This is a genomic window from Roseospira goensis (assembly GCF_014197795.1).
In the GTDB taxonomy this organism is placed as follows: Bacteria; Pseudomonadota; Alphaproteobacteria; order Rhodospirillales; family Rhodospirillaceae; genus Rhodospira; species Rhodospira goensis.
The window spans coordinates 1-13376 of record NZ_JACIGI010000055.1; the positions used below are offsets into that span (position 1 = coordinate 1).

The window sequence follows — 13376 nt, forward strand, 5'->3', positions numbered from 1 at the left end:
AGACATCCGAGGCCGTGTTGCTGTCGTCGAGCACCGCCTCCATCACCTGGCTGTCGTGCACGGCCGCGTCCGTGACCGCGTAGCGCCGGATCAGCTTGTGCCGGCGATCCACGCAGACATGGTTCTTGTAGCCGAAATGGCTCCGGCCGTGCTTCTTGGTCCAGCGCGCATCGGTATCTTTCTGCCGCCGCTTGGCCGGCTTGTCGTCCCAGTCCTTCGGCGTCCCGCCAGCCTTGATGGTGGCGTTTTCCTCGCGCGTGTTGCGCTGCTTCGGCACCGGCACGATGGAGGCGTCGATCATCTGGCCGCCCATCGCCAGAAAGCCCTGGTCGCGCAAGTACGCGTCGAACTGCGCGAACAGGTCCTCGACCGCCTTGGCCCGCACCAACTGTTCGCGATAGAACCACACCGTGGTGGCATCCGGCACCCGGTCCTCAAGGCCCAGACCCAGGAAGCGCATGAACGACAACCGGTCGCGCACCTGATACTCCACCTGCTCGTCGGACAGGTTGTACAGAGCGCAAAGCACGATCATTTTGAACATGATGATCGCGTCCCAGGGCTTGCGCCCGCCCCTCGAGCGCCGTTCTGCCGACGACCCCCGCCAGACGGCCTCCAGACGTGGCCGGAAATCCTCCCAGCAAACCATCTCTGAAAGCTTCACCAGCGGGTCGGCCTTCGCATCCAGGCCGGCATATCGGTTCGTGACGTCGAAAAAGCCCATCTGACCCACCGTAGCGCCCTTGGTGGCTCAAACCTGCCGAGATTCTATCAAAACGGGATCCGACGCCAAGCGTTTTTCGAGGTGCCCTCTATCAAAACGGGATCCGACGCCAAGCGTTTTTCGAGGTGCCCTTTAGAGATCGAATTGATCCGGGAGCTTCGCGCTTACGCGGCTGATGAAGCACAAGGCGAGCTGGATGCAGCCATTCTATCGCTTATCAACGTGGACCAGTTTTATGGGATAGAAATCGGCGAGTTCCCGGCAAGGATCGCTGAGATTACGTTGTGGATGATGGACCACATTATGAACAACAGGCTGAGTCTCGAATTCGGGCAGATATATGTACGTATTCCGCTGCACAAATCGGGTTCTTCGACGTTTCATGTGGAAACGAAGACGCGGATGGGGGCTCCGATCAGGTAGATCATGGCCGTGAAGGTTGTGGCATTTCTGTAGCCGCGTTCCCTCGCCCTGGCAGCTTGGAACAGGCCATTGAGTCCTTCGAGGCGGGCGGTGCTGTGGCCGGATGTCCAGCGTTGCAGGATGCGTTCGGCGTGTTTGTCGAGGGTGGCCAGCGCGCCCTGCATCGGCTTGAGCAGGTCCTTGTCGGCGATGATGTCCCGGGCATGGCGCAGGAAGTGGGTCAGGCGCCAGCGGGCGGCCTGGGCGGTTTCGGCCTTGCGGACCCAGCGCAGCTTCTCCTTGATGCGCCAGGCCTCGCCGGTGGCGTGACCGCAGGCCTCGAGTTCGGCGAGGGCGTCGGCCTGCTTGTCGGTCAGCGGCCCGTCGGCGTTCTTCAGGACGGCCCAGCGCAGGGCCTTGGGCAGGCGGGTAGATTTCGCTTCGGCGCGGCGAACGGCATCAAGCGCCTTGGTGAAGGTCTGCACGACGTGGAACCAGTCGACGGTGACCGACGCCTCGGGGACGACCTCGCGCACCGAGGCGATGAAGGCGCCGCTCATGTCGCTGACGACCTCGACGACGCGGCCCGGCTCGCCGCCGTGTTCGGCCAGGTGGTCACGGAAGCGGGCGACGGTGTCCTTGCCACGCCCGGGCGTGACGAACACGACCGGCTTGTCCGGCCGGTCCAGATCGATGAAGACGGTGACATAGGTGTGGCCGCGCTTGGCTGCCGTCTCGTCGAGGCCGAAGGCCTTCAGGTCGGACAGGTCCAACGCCGCGACGGCCTGATCCACGTAATGGGTGACGATGCGCCACAGACGCTTGTCGGTGATCTCCATCAGGCGAGCGGCCGCCAGCACGGGCATCTCGCGCACCAGCATCATGGCGGCCTGTTCGAACAGCAGCGTGAAGCGGCTGCCTTCGCGCGCCCAGGGCACCGTCGCCCGGTGAACCCCATGCTCCGGACAGTGGACCCGGGGAACGCGCGCCGTGATGTGGCAGTGGTGCTGGAAGAAGTTCAGGTGGCGCCAGGTGAACTCCTGGAAGTCATGCGCCTTGCACGACCGCCCGCAGGTCGGGCAAGCAAACGCCGCCCCCCGATCCGCCGCCACGGTCAGATGCAGCACGTTGGGCGAGGCCGCCGTATCAAGCCGCTGGTCCACCAACCGCCACGGCGGTTCGATCCCGAGGCCAAGGGCGAGAATCTCGTTGGAATGCATGAGGCGCCCCACGTCCGTCCGACCTTCGCCAGCCTGCCATCGGCTCCGGCCCCGTCAAGACCAGGCCGCGCTGCGCGCGGTGGCCTGCTGCCCGTCTTGACCGGGCCGTCGCCCGATGGCTCGGCGGCCGCCATGCCGGAACGGAGGGATGGCCGTTGTCCCCGCCTGACAAAGGGATAAGCCATCTCCGGTAGGCATCCTTCGGTCCCCAAACCAACCCACAATTCCACTTCGAACGTCGAAGAGGCATTCCGGAACGCTGGACATCCGGCCATAGCACCGCCCGCCTCGACGGCCTCAATGGCCTGTTCCAGGCCGCCAGGGCAAGGGCACGCGGCTACCGCAATGCCACAACCTTCGCGGCCATGATCTACCTGATCGGCGCCCCCATCCATGTCTTCTTCTTTTCCACATGAAACGTCGAAGAACCGCAATTACGGGCTTGCATTCGGGTGTGCGGGGTGTTATTCGACGCTTCCTTCGGACGGTGGCGGGCTCTTTGATCCGCAGGTCCCCGATGGGCGCATAGCTCAGTTGGTAGAGCAGCTGACTCTTAATCAGCGGGTCCAAGGTTCGAGTCCTTGTGCGCCCACCAATTAAATCAAGGCCTTACGGCTCAAAGCGGCGTCCCTCGGGGCGCCGTTTTTCGTCAGAGGTACCATTCTAGGTACCATCCGACACACAAGATGTTGGTGGCGCCGTCAGGGCGCCAAGAGCGTGCTCGAGCGTAGCTGCGTCGCGTCCGAAACGCCTTACCGCAGTGTAGCCCGGCGCCGGATTTGGCACAAATCGGCAGACTTTTGGCACACCGGACAGGGGGCCGGGAAGCGGGTCGGCGGCGGAACGCGGCGCTCCCGTCCATGCCGGCGAGCGGGGCGTCGGCGCGGGCGTCGGCTCACACGACCGCCGGTGGTGCGACGGGCCGGTCGGCCGCGATGGCATGGGCTTCCCGCCACGCCTGCACGGCCGCCTCGGCCAGCCCGACGCGGCCGCCGGGCCGGCACAAGGCATTGAGGACCACCATCACGTCCCGCTCGGCCGCCACGCTGTCCACGGAGTTCAAAACGCTGTCACACACCACCACGTCGAACGGCCCCCGGGCGGCCCAGGCGGCCAGGGCGTCGCGGCACCACGCATGGGCGGTCGGGCGGTCCAGGCGGGTGCCATCGAGCGGGAAGAACTCGACCCACACCACCGGGTGGCCGCACCCCTGGAGCCTGCGGACGTAATCCGCCTGGCCGGCGCCGAAGTCGATCAGGCGTTCGCCCGGCCCGAGCTGGGGCAGCACGTGCCGCTCGTACAGCCGCGACCGGCAGGCCCGTTGGCCGCCCGTGCGCAGGCGGGGTCGCTGGCAGGCCGACTGGCGCCAGGTGTCGCCGGACAGATGGCCGAACCGGAACGCGCCATAGTCCCGCGCCAACCAGCGCGCGGCATGGTCGGGCACGCGGATCGTGCGGCAGGGGAGGCCCATCACCGCGCAGGTCAGGGCATAGTTGATGCCGTCGATGACGCGGCCGTCGCGGGTCGCGACCGCGCACCCCCACGGCCCGTAGCGGCAGATCAGGGCACCGATGGTCGCCCGCGTGACGGCGTCCGGGCCGCGGAACGCGCCTTTGATGCGCTCGGCCGGGACGTCCACGAACACGCCCATGCGCGGGTCCGGCGGCACCCGCGCCCACAGGCCGGGCGCATCCTCGGTGAGGTTGTGAAGCTGGTTGAACCGGATTTCGTCCGTGGTCGTGATGCCGGCGGCGAAGTACACCGGCCCCAGGGCGCGGCCCAGCGCGGTGAGCTGCCGCAGGCGCTGGTGCCCGGCGATGACGGTGCCGGTGTCGCGGGCGATGATCGGCTTGACCACGCCGATCCGGCGGATGGACTGGCGCAAGGCCGCGCACGCCCGGGCGTCGATGACGCGCGGGTTGTAGGGCGCCGGGCGCAGGCGGCCGAGCGGATAGCGCGCCCGGAACATCAGGCGTCCCCCGCCAGCAGGGCGCGCACGAAGCCGTACGGGATGCCGCGGGCGTCGATCCAGGCGCGCAGGCGGCCTTCCAGCGCGGCCGCCTCGTCGGGGGTCATGGGGATGCGGTGCTTGCCCAACCGCAGGATGGCGATCGGGGTGCGGGGCGTGCCTTTGCCGTCGGGCATGACACGTTTCTCCCTGTCCGGCGCTCAGGTGGGGCGCTCGGATGGGGGGCGCGGCGCGGGCGACGGAGTCGCGGCCCTCAGGCTGTTCATGGCCCCACAGCGGGGGCATTTGATAGCGATGTGGCCGGCCGTGAAGTCGCTGATTTCGGCGAGCTTTCGGTGGCATTGCACGCAACGGATGGACTCTCCCGCCATTGTGGTCCCCAGTCAAGACCTCGCGTCGGCGCGAGGGCGGGTCACGGCCCGTGGCACGTGACATGGACGTGGGGGAGGTCAGATCTCCCGGTTCGGGGTGCGCCAACACCCCGGCCCCCGCCGCCGGTGGCGGGCGGGGCATCATCCCGGCACCCGGACCAGGCGGCCGCCGATGGCGGCGCTGGCGTCGGTGGGGGCGTGGTCCAGGGTGAGCGCCCACAGGCCGGCGTCGGGGCCGGCGTCCCAGGCGCCGCCGACCGCCGGGACGCGGTCGGGCGCAGCCGCGATCACGTGGCGGTCGGGCCAGGTGGCGGCGCTGCCCGAGGCGGCGTCGGCGGCCTCGGCCAGGAACACGTCGCGCAGGTCGTAGCCGGGGCCGGCGCTGTGGAGCATCGTCAGCGGGTAATGCGCGGTGGTGGCGGCGGTGAGTCCGGTGTCCGCCCAGGTGCCGTACCCGTTGAAGTCCGCGATCTCCAGCGTGCCGGCGGCGCCGGTGCGCAGCCCCGCCAGCCACTGGGCGACGTTGCCCCACAGCCCGACCAGACCGCGATAGCTGGCGGTCGCCACGTCGGCGGCATCGACGGCGGCGGGGCCGGTCTCGGCCACCCGGCCGGGGCCGATCAGGGCCTGACTGTCCGATCCGCCCATCTCGATCAGCGCCAGCATCTGGACGGCCGACCAGTGGTACACCGACCACAGGTCCCAGCCGGCGGACCCGGCGCCGTCGCGGGCCTGGCAGCGCGCCCGGTAGGCGTCGAGGGTCAGGCCGGTGAGCGGCCCGGCGCCCGGCTGCGAGGCGACCCGCAGGCCGGCGTCGTCCGTGCCCTGGTAGGCGCCGATCCAGACGGCGTCGACCACGCCGCCGTCGGCGCGGAACGCCGGGTGCAGCACGGCGCCGTCGAAGACCGCATCGCCGACCCACCAGGCGGTCGCGCCGGCCAGGGGGCCGCTCGTGATCGGCGCGGCTCTGGACCAGAACGCCGGGATGCGGACCATGTGCTGGCCGTCGATCTCCTCCGGCGTCATGCCGCCCCAGACCGGGTGGTCGGCCCAGGCGCTGCCGCCCAGGGCATAGGCGGGATCGCCGAGGGCGCCGCCGTGCTCGTCGACCCGCTGCCAGGTGCCCCCGCCGCCGCCGGGGGCGATCAGGGCGACGCCGAGGGCCTCGCGGGTGCGGATGAGGGCCGGCGCCGAGGGCGCCGACCAGGTGCCGGCGTCGTCGCCGTGGCGGGCCTGCACCCGGTAGCGCCCCCCCGGCGCCAGCAGGCCGGCCGGCACGGTATGGGCGGTCAGGTCGGCGCTCGCGCCGCTGTCGTACACCACCGCCGCCGTGGCGTCGTCGAGCACCTGCCAGCGGGTCGCGGCGTGGCGGGTGCTGGTCAGGGACGCATAGGGGGTGGCGGCCAGGGACGGCGCCAGCGCCAGGCCGGTGGCGCCGTGCGCCGGGGCCGCGATCTGGGGCGTCAGGATCAGCGGCGGCAGCCGCGCGATGTCGAGGGTGCCCGAGGTCAGGGCGGCGGCGGCGTGCGTGTGTGTGCTCGGCGCGAAATCGCCGCCGGCGATGGCCTGGGCCTCGGCGGCCCATTCCCGCGCGCTCTTGGTGCCGGCGCCGCCGGGGGCGGCGCCCTCGCTGTCGGCCCACGCCTGGGCCAGGGCGGCGGCGGTCTCGGCCCCGGTCCGGGCGCCGCCGGCGGCGGTGGCGTGGCCCTGGGCCGTGTCCCGTGCGCCCTCCGCCGCCGTGCGGGCGCTGGTGGCCGCGGTGGCGTGGCCCTGCGCCGTGTCGCGCGCGCCCTCGGCCGCCGTGCGGGCCGCGCCGGCGGCGGTGGCGCTGGCGCCGGCGGCGGTCGCGCTGTCACTGGCCGCGGTCGCGTGGCCCTGGGCGGTGTCGCGCGCCCCCTCGGCCGCCGTGCGGGCGGTCTCGGTGGCCGTTGCGCTGGCCCCGGCCGCGCTCGCGCTATCCGCGGCGGCGGCTGCACTCCCGGCCGACCCCGTCGCGCTGTCGGCGGCGGCGGTGGCGTGGCCCTGGGCGGTGTCGCGGGCGGCCTCCGCCGCGATCGCGCTGTCGGCGGCCGCGGTGGCGCTCCCGGCCGCGGTTGTAGCGGCGGCGGGGGCGGCCTGGATATCGGCGATGGCCCCGGCACACGCGGTGACCTCGGCGGCGATGGCGCCCAGGGCGGCGATCTCGTCCGCCAGCCCGCCGATGGGCCCGACCTCGCCGGCCAGCTGCTCCACCGCGCCGGCGGCGGTGACGATGTCGGCCCACATCTGGTCCACCAGCAGCGCGCCGGTGTCCGGGTCGGCCTGGATGTGCCCGCCGTCGCCGAACCCGCGCGGCGCCGCGCTCTCGTCCCACGGATCGCTGGTGTACAGGGCCAGCCGCGCGAGCGCGGCCTGCTGCTCGGGGCTCAGCGGCATGTCACAGGTGCTCCTCGTAGCGCAGGGTCCAGCTCCGCCGCCGACCGGCGGTCGCCACCGTCCAGCGCGGCAGCTCCAGCAGCCGCGCGGGGAACACCTCGCGCAGCAGGTGGCGGGTCAGGCGCGGATGCGGGATCAGCAGGGCCGGCAGCACGATGTCGTGCGCCTTGGCGTACTCCGACCACGCCGCCAGGGCGTGGTCCTCGGGCTGGTAGCGCAGGGCGCCGGTCCAGACTTCCACCGCCGGCCGTGCCACCGCGTGCACACCGCCGGCCTCGGTGACCGCCACCGACGACAGGCTGCGCCGGCCCGGCTCCGCCCCCCAGTCGTAGTTGCCGGCCGCCTCCAGCAGGTCGCAGACCTCGACCCCGCCGACGCGCACCGTGGTCTGGCCCGGCGCCGGCGTGATGGCGACACGCACTGCCCGCACCGCCAGGGCGCGCGGCAGGATCACCACCCGGTGCCAGCGCCGCCCGGCCAGCTCGTCCGCCGAGTAGGTCAGGGTCCACCAGCGCGGATCCTCGAACGGCAGCCCGGACTGGCCGTACACGGCCGGCCACATCGGCAGGGCGCCGCTCGCCCACGCCACGGTGGACAGCGCCGCATCGCGGTAGGCGGTGACGGTCAGACGCGCCCCCGGGGGACAATCGTGGTGCAGCAGCGCCACCGCCCGGATCTGCGTCAGGCGCGGCAGCACGCCGGTCAGCACGCCATCCGCCGGGTCCGGCGTGGCCGCCCGCCAGCGATCGGCGTAGGGCAGCGTGCCCAGCAGGGCCGCCGGACAGTCCGGCGCCGCGCTGGTGGCCGACCAGGCCGCCACGCGCTGATAGCTCGGATAGCCCACGCACAGGCGGCGCGGCAGGGTCACGGCGCTCGGGGGGCTCACGGCCGCACCCCCCGCACCAGCAGGGCGCGGGTGCCGGCGGCCAGGTCCAGGCTCTCGCGCACCACCTGGCACGGCCAGTCCGCCAGCCCGGCCTCGCCGTCGGTCAGCAGCCCCACGGTGCCCAGCGCCGGCGCCGCCCAGGCGTCGCGGTGCGGCGCGACGGTGGCGGTGCCCCAGACCCAGTCCGCCGCCAGCAGGGCGCCGCGCGCCGCCGCCTCGGCCGCCAGATCGGCGTCCTCCACGATGGCCGTGGCGAGGGTCCGGTCCACGGCCAGGGCATGGCGCGCGGCCACCGCCGCATCCTCCGCCGTGCGCGTGGCATGCGCCCGGGTCAGGCGGGCCAGCAGGTCGGCGTCCAGGCCCGCCAGCCCGACCACGTCGGACTCGGACAGGCGCACGGCGTTCGCCTGCCCGGTCAGTGTCAGGGCCGGGCACGGCAGGCCGCCGGCCTCGCGGCTCACGTGGCGCGGCTCCAGCCGCACCAGCAGGTGGTCGCCGGTCCGGCCGTCCTGGGCCGCGCCCTTGGCCGTCGCGCGCCAGGTGGCGGCGGCGGCGGTCGGGACCGCCCGTCGCGCCATCCGCACCGTGCCGTCGCGGTCGCGCCACAGGGCGAGGCCGCCCGACGCCGCCAGCAGGTCGACCACCCGGCGGCGCGCGGTCTCGCCGGCCACCTGCACGCCACACTCCGCGGGGGCCGCCGCCGCCGCCGCGGTCACGTCGGCCGCCGCCACCGTCAGGCCGCAGCGGTCGGCCAGGATGTCCGCGATCAGACGCGCCGCGCAGCGGTCGGCGGCCGTGGCATGGGTCGCCACCGCCCAGGCCACGGCCCCCGCCGGCGCGCTCACCAGGCGGCCCATCGCCCGCTGCCCGGCCTCCGCCGCCCACAGCACGTGGCCGGGCGGGGCGACGGCGTCGTGCATCGCCTGCACCGTGGCGCTGGCCGCGTCCACGGTCAGCGGCTCGCCGCGGTCGTCCACCGCGGTGACGGTGAAGCCCCAGGCGGTGGTGTCGCCCAGGACCTGGATGCGCCGGGCGCGGTTGACGCTGGTCCCCGCGGCGCGCGCCACGCGCCCGATCAGGACCGGCGGCCGCGCATCGGCCTGCGACGGCTCGCCCTCCCATCCCTGGCCGTCGGCGGTGGCGCCGGTCAGGCAGCCGACCCCGATCGGCGCGTCCAGCGCGGCCGCGAAGGCGTCGTGGATCGGCAGCACGATCCGGTCGCGCGCCGGCTGCGCCACCCCGAGCACGCCGGAGAAGATCACCGTGGCCGTGGACCAGCCGCCACCGCGCGGCACCCGGCGCAGCACGATGGCCCGGCCGTTCCAGATCGCGTCCCGCATCCAGGCGGCGCCGTGCGCCAGGGTCACGGTCAGCGCCCCGGCGTCGTCGCGCCCCACCCCCCAGCTCGCGTGGTCCTCGGCCATCGCCCGGGTCAGGGCCGGCGTCGCCAGGATCCACCCGGCATAGCGCCCCGGCGCCGTGGGATCGTCGTAGGCCTCGGTGCCCACGCGCAGCAGGCCGGGGGCGCCGGTGGCGCGGTCCAGGTACGCCAGGTCGGCCAGGATCACCGCGTCGTCGGCGTGGGCGTGGCGGGACGGGGCGGTCATGGCCGCAGCACCTCCAGCGCCGCCAGCCGCTCGGTCTGGCGCGCGATGCCGTCGGCGGCGCGGCGCAGGTGGCCGGTCTGGTCGTGGGCGGTGTCGTCGAGCAGGTCGGTCTGCGCCTGCTGGCCCGCCACCAGCCGGTCGAGCCGGCGCGACAGCCCGCGCACCTCGGCGCGCAGGCCGGCCAGCGCGTCGGTCAGGGCGCCGTCGGCCGGCGCCACCGGCGGCAGCACCAGGGTCTCGCCCACACTCCCGAGCCCCGGCGCGTCGACCATGCGGCGGATCATGGCCGCGCTGGACTCGGCGGTGACCACCTCGGCGCCGCCGGGCAGGCGGATGATTTCCGGCACCAGGTGCTCGTTGACCAGTGTCAGGCCCGCGGCCGGGCCGCCGGCCGCGTGCGGCAGCGCCAGGATGGCGCCGCGCACCCGCTCGACGGCCGCGGAGATATCGGCCACGCCGACGAAGTAGCTCGTCACCAGACCGTTGTGCATCTGCCGCAAGTAGTCGTACAGCAGGTCCGCGGTGATCGCCGACGCGGCGGTGTGGTCCTCGACCTGGCCCGTCACGGCCCGCAGCCATTCCAACTGTGACACCGTGCCGTCGCCATTGGCGTCGATCGCATTGTACAAGTCGCGGATGGAGTACCCCGAGAACCCACTGCCCATGGTTGACCGCAGGGCGTCGATCCGCCCAGCGTCCTGCGCGGCCCAGGTCTGGAATTCGGCCCAGGAGATACCGCCGTCGTCATTGGCGTCGAGTGCGCGGAAGGTGCTGTCCAGCAGCTGCGCGGCCGCGTCGGTGGCGTCGGTGATGTCGACGGTCTGGGTCTCGATCGCCGCCGTGATCTCCGCGGCGATGTACTCCTCCGGCGTCAGCGCCTCCGACAGCGCCAGCAGGTCGTCACGCACCGCCAGCGCGATCTGCGCCGCCAGCGGGCCGGAGGCATGGGCGGCCGCGCCCGCCTCCACGTACTGCTGCGCGTACTGGGTGATGGACTGCAGCGCGGCGCGGTCGCCGCTCTCGGCCAGGGCGAGCTGGGCCAGATAGTCCTCCGACGCCACGGCCAGACGGGCGTCCGGCCCCAGCGGCGACGACGCCCCGGCGAACAGGCCCGAGACCCACTGCGCGATGGACCGCTGCTGGCCGGCGATCCACGCCGCCTCCTGCTCCCACGCCTGGCGCGCCTGATCGGCCCGGCGCTGTTCGGCCGCCGCCGCAATACGATCGGCGGCGCCCGACACCTGGCCGGCAGTGTCTCCCGCTGCGTCGCCGAGGCCGTCCAGCGCCGCGTTCAGGCCGTCCAGCACCAGCTCGACCGCCTGACCCTCGTGGCCCATGCCCTCGATCTCGGCGATCAGGTCACTCAGGCCGGCCGCATCCATCCCCTCGACCGTGGCCTGCACCTCCAGCAGGGCGCGCCGGGTCAGCAGCGCGGTGTCGGCCCCCAGCGCCGCCGTCATCTGCGCGTACAGCGCATCGGCCGGCGCCGACGAGGCGTGATAGGCCGCGATGGCGTCGCGCGCCGTGGCGTCGTAGCGGGTGATGGCCGACAGGGCGGCGCGGTCGCCGGTCTGGGCGCGGGCGTAGGCCGCCCAGAAGTCGTCGACCGCGCGGTCCATGCGGGCGTGGGTGCCGAGGGGCGACGACGCGCCGCCATAGACCCCGTCCAGGTACTGCCGGATGTCGGTGGCGATGCCGGCGATGACGGAGGCCGCCTGGTCCCAGGCGCGCGCCATCTCCTCGGCGCGGCGGCGCTCGGCGGCGACCGCGTCGTCGGTGAAGCGCTGGATGATGTCCAGCCGCTCCTCGGCCAGCGCCCGCTCCAGCAGGGTGATGTCGGCCCCCAAGGCGGACAGCTCGGCCATCTCGACCGCCGCGTCCCAGTCGAACAGGGCCAGCGCGCCCTCCAGGCTGCCGGTGTCCACCGACGCCGCCAGCAGGCGGCGCTCCAGGCCCCGATTGGCCGCCGCGATGCGATCGGCGGCGCCCGACACCTGGCCGGCCGCCCCGTCGGCGGCATCGCCCATGCCGTCCAGCGCCGCGTTCAGGCCGTCCAGCACCAGCTCGACCGCCTGACCCTCGTGGCCCATACCCTCAATCTCGGCGATCAGGCCACTCAGGCCGGCCACATCCATCCCCTCGACCGTGGCCTGAACCTCCAGCAGGGCGCGCCGGGTCAGCAGCGCGGTGTCGGCCCCCAGCGCCGCCGCGTCGGTCATGGCGTGGACGTAGCTGTTGGCGATGGCCCGCAGGTCCGGGATCGCGCCCATGCCGGTCAGTTCGTAGACGCGGTCCTGGTTCGCTTCGTCGAACTGGTCGCGCATCTGGCCGATGACGGCCTCTTCCAGCGCCGCCAGATACCCGGCCGTGCGGTCGGCGCTGTAGCCCAGGTCCTCCAGCATGCGGCCCAGCGCGTCGATCTGGCCGGTCGCCGTCTGGACCGCGACCTGCACCGGGGACAGCGCGGTGTCGTGCAGGCCCAGCATGGTCTCGGCCAGGTGCTCCAGCCCGACCGACAGATCCCCGGTGTCGCGCCCGGCCGCCGCCAGGATGTCGCGGGTCTCCACCATCGGCGCGAGCACCGCCCGCGCGCCCTGCTCCCATTGCGCCAACCCCGCCGCCATCTCCGCCATCTGCCGATGGGCGGTGATGTACTGCGCCTCGGTGCGGGCCAGCGTACCTTCCCAGTCGGCGGCCAGTGCGATCTGGCGCGCCAGGGCGTCGGCGGTGTCGGCCGTGCTGTCGCGGGCCACCAGCGCCGCGTCGGCCAGGCTGGCGTCGCCGCCGGCGACGGCCAGCGCAAGCTCGCGCACCGCCACCACGCCGGCCTCGGCCAGGCTCTCGACGTCGGTCCAGGTGCCGCTGCCGCCCCGGGTGAAGTCCCCGCCGTAGAGGCCGACCGACTGGCGCCCGTCCTTCCAGCTCGTGGCGACCGCATAGCCGGAGGCATCCGCGCCGGCCCGGGCCAGGGTGTCGACCAGGCTCTGGATCGGTCCGACCAGCGCCGCCTGCGAGGCCGCGCCCCATTCGGCGATCTCCTCCTGGGACAGCAGACGGCCCTCGGGAGCCTGCGCCACCACGCGCCCGCCGGCGATGTCGATGGACTGCGAGGCATTGGGCAGCGGCTGGCCGAACAGGCCGGACAGCAGATCCCCGCCCACCATCGCCAGGAACGCTCCGGCGGCCGCGCCCACCGGCCCACCCGCCGCTCCCAGGGCGGGCGCCAGCAGGGCGGCGCCGGCCGCGCCGCCGCCCACCGACCCCAGGGTGGACAGCCCCAGGTCGGCCCACTGGTTGCCGGTGCCCTGGAAGCCGAGCAGCGATGCCGCCAGCGATCCGGCGATGCCCCAGGGCGCGGCGTCGATGCCGGCGGCGAGGTGGGAGCCGAAGGGCGACAGGGCGCCGGCCGGCGTGACCCCGCCGATGCCGGCCGGACCCGGCGGCACCCCGGGCAGGGCCGGCGTGGTCAGGCCGAGCCAGCGCGCCGCCGTGGTCCCGACCGACCCGCCGCCGCCGACCAGGCCGGCCGCGTCCGCGCCCAGCCCCAGCCACTCCAGGACCCCGCCGTCGGCGGCACCGGCGCCGGCCAGCCCGAGGCCCGCGCCGGCCGTGCGGGCCAGCGATGCCGTGACCGACTGCGCCGCGATGCGCGCCACCTGGTCCAGCACCGCGTCGCCCAGGGCGGCGACCAGGTCGCCGACGTCGGCGATGCCGCGTGAAAAGTCCCTGAAGAACTCCGTGAAACTGTCCTGCCAGGAGGAGAAGACGCCCGAGAACGCCGC

At 73.6% G+C, this 13376-nt stretch carries 10 protein-coding genes, 1 tRNA gene and 1 pseudogene; 3 read left to right on the plus strand and 9 right to left on the minus strand.

Annotated elements, in window-relative coordinates; translation table 11 throughout:
* Nucleotides 1-733 (minus strand): IS5 family transposase (locus GGD88_RS17620; protein ID WP_343056417.1); only part of this gene is annotated, 733 nt, incomplete at its 3' end.
* Between the two features lie 72 nt (nucleotides 734-805).
* On the opposite strand from GGD88_RS17620, the gene GGD88_RS19450 reads away from it, so the two are divergent.
* Nucleotides 806-1147 (plus strand): DNA methyltransferase, encoded by a 342-nt coding sequence (locus GGD88_RS19450; protein WP_425502618.1) that lies wholly within the window; start codon nucleotides 806-808, stop codon nucleotides 1145-1147.
* Here the strand turns inward: GGD88_RS19450 and GGD88_RS17625 are convergent.
* Nucleotides 1105-2346 (minus strand): ISL3 family transposase, encoded by a 1242-nt coding sequence (locus GGD88_RS17625; RefSeq protein WP_184437944.1) that lies wholly within the window; start codon nucleotides 2344-2346, stop codon nucleotides 1105-1107. The two genes, GGD88_RS19450 and GGD88_RS17625, sit on opposite strands and share 43 nt — an antisense overlap.
* Nucleotides 2347-2594: 248 nt before the next feature.
* Between GGD88_RS17625 and GGD88_RS17630 the strand changes: the two are divergent.
* Together GGD88_RS17630 and GGD88_RS17635 are read left to right on the plus strand one after the other, a co-directional pair.
* Nucleotides 2595-2762 (plus strand): annotated as a pseudogene (locus GGD88_RS17630) (ISL3 family transposase); the annotation flags it as partial.
* Nucleotides 2763-2865: 103 nt separating this feature from the next.
* Nucleotides 2866-2941, plus strand: a tRNA-Lys gene (locus GGD88_RS17635).
* A 300-nt stretch (nucleotides 2942-3241) separates the two neighbouring features.
* On the opposite strand, the gene GGD88_RS17640 is transcribed toward GGD88_RS17635, so the two are convergent.
* The 7 genes from GGD88_RS17640 to GGD88_RS19225 all read right to left on the minus strand — a co-directional run.
* Entirely contained in the window at nucleotides 3242-4315 is a 1074-nt protein-coding gene (locus GGD88_RS17640; RefSeq protein ID WP_184437946.1) for a methyltransferase domain-containing protein, read from the minus strand.
* Nucleotides 4315-4491 carry a hypothetical protein gene (locus GGD88_RS17645; protein WP_184437948.1) on the minus strand — a complete coding sequence of 59 codons (177 nt, stop codon included), beginning with the start codon at nucleotides 4489-4491 and terminating at the stop codon, nucleotides 4315-4317. The genes GGD88_RS17640 and GGD88_RS17645 overlap by 1 nt, the downstream gene beginning before the upstream one ends.
* Nucleotides 4492-4515: 24 nt before the next feature.
* On the minus strand, nucleotides 4516-4686 hold the full coding sequence (locus tag GGD88_RS19455) for a Com family DNA-binding transcriptional regulator (protein WP_184437342.1): 171 nt from the start codon (nucleotides 4684-4686) through the stop codon (nucleotides 4516-4518).
* Nucleotides 4687-4827: 141 nt separating this feature from the next.
* A complete protein-coding gene (locus GGD88_RS17655; protein ID WP_184437950.1) occupies nucleotides 4828-7101 on the minus strand; it encodes a hypothetical protein in 2274 nt (757 codons plus the stop codon).
* Between the two features lies 1 nt (nucleotide 7102).
* Complete coding sequence (locus GGD88_RS17660) at nucleotides 7103-7987, minus strand: hypothetical protein (RefSeq protein WP_184437952.1); 885 nt, start codon at nucleotides 7985-7987, stop codon at nucleotides 7103-7105.
* The gene (locus GGD88_RS17665) at nucleotides 7984-9594 is read right to left on the minus strand and encodes a hypothetical protein (RefSeq protein WP_184437954.1); all 1611 of its coding nucleotides are present in this window, start codon (nucleotides 9592-9594) and stop codon (nucleotides 7984-7986) included. The genes GGD88_RS17660 and GGD88_RS17665 overlap by 4 nt, the downstream gene beginning before the upstream one ends.
* Nucleotides 9591-13376 (minus strand): EF-hand domain-containing protein (locus tag GGD88_RS19225; protein ID WP_184437956.1); only part of this gene is annotated, 3786 nt, incomplete at its 5' end. The genes GGD88_RS19225 and GGD88_RS17665, both read right to left, overlap by 4 nt.

Bases quoted from the DNA above. Each gene is read 5' to 3' on its own strand.
- GGD88_RS17655 (WP_184437950.1), bottom strand. From the start codon at position 7,101: ATGCCGCTGAGCCCCGAGCAGCAGGCCGCGCTCGCGCGGCTGGCCCTG.
- GGD88_RS17625 (WP_184437944.1), bottom strand. From the start codon at position 2,346: ATGCATTCCAACGAGATTCTCGCCCTTGGCCTCGGGATCGAACCGCCG.
- GGD88_RS17665 (WP_184437954.1), bottom strand. From the start codon at position 9,594: ATGACCGCCCCGTCCCGCCACGCCCACGCCGACGACGCGGTGATCCTG.
- GGD88_RS17640 (WP_184437946.1), bottom strand. From the start codon at position 4,315: ATGTTCCGGGCGCGCTATCCGCTCGGCCGCCTGCGCCCGGCGCCCTAC.
- GGD88_RS17645 (WP_184437948.1), bottom strand. From the start codon at position 4,491: ATGCCCGACGGCAAAGGCACGCCCCGCACCCCGATCGCCATCCTGCGG.
- GGD88_RS19455 (WP_184437342.1), bottom strand. From the start codon at position 4,686: ATGGCGGGAGAGTCCATCCGTTGCGTGCAATGCCACCGAAAGCTCGCC.